The following is an 830-nucleotide window of genomic DNA, read 5'->3' on the forward strand; positions in this document are numbered from 1 at the left end:
TAGGTGAAGTCCGTGACCCAGGTGTGATCGGGCCGCGGGGCGGTGAAGTCCCGGTTCAGCAGGTCACCGGCACGGACTCCGTCCTTGGCGGGGATCGTCGTGCGGATGCCCTTCGCCCTCGTGATGCCCGACAGCCCGAGCGCCCGCATGGCGCGGTCTACGGCGCCCCAGGACGCGTCCGGGAGTGCGGTGCGGCGAATCAGGGCGGTCATCTTCCGCCGCCCATACAGACCCTCCGGCGTCATCTTCCGCCGTGTCGTCCCGTCGGGCATCACCACGGTCGTCCACGCGGCCTCACGCACCGCGTCGACCACCTGAGCATCGGTGACCGTCCGGGCCGAGATGCGAGGCCGACGCCAGGCCCGATAGGTGCGCGCAGCGATCTTCACGCCCTGCTCTCGCAGGACGCGGACGATCGACTCGACTGCGTGACCCTCAGCTCGCATCTGGTCGATGAATTCCATCATCAGCGGTTGCGGGGGTCGAGTTCCCCCGCGAAGAAAGTCGTCGCCGCTCTCAGGATCGCGACGTCCTCACGCAGCCGCTTGTTCTCCGCCTTGAGGCGGCGGATTTCCGCGTGTTCTTCGCTGGTCTGCCCGCCCCTGTCGCCGGCGTCGATCTCGGCCTGGACTACCCACCGGCGCAGCGACTCCGCACCCACGCCTTCCTGACGGGCAACGGCCGCGATCGCCTTCGCGTTCGACGGATACTCAGACCGGTGCTCCAGCACGAGCCGCACGGCCCGCTCACGCACCTGGGGATCGATCATCTTTGGCATGACGCCATCCTTTCAACTCAAAAGGAAGCGGCACCAAACCTGAGGCGGTTCA

The 830-nt window shown here is 67.5% G+C and carries 1 pseudogene; it reads right to left on the reverse strand.

Annotation, left to right across the window (positions count from 1 at the left end):
* Positions 1 to 778 (reverse strand): annotated as a pseudogene (locus H5397_RS17465) (transposase); the annotation flags it as partial.
* Between the last annotated feature and the right edge of the window lie 52 nt (positions 779 to 830).

It is taken from the genome of Propioniciclava sp. MC1683 (genome assembly GCF_014164675.1).
Classification (GTDB): Bacteria; Actinomycetota; Actinomycetes; order Propionibacteriales; family Propionibacteriaceae; genus Propioniciclava.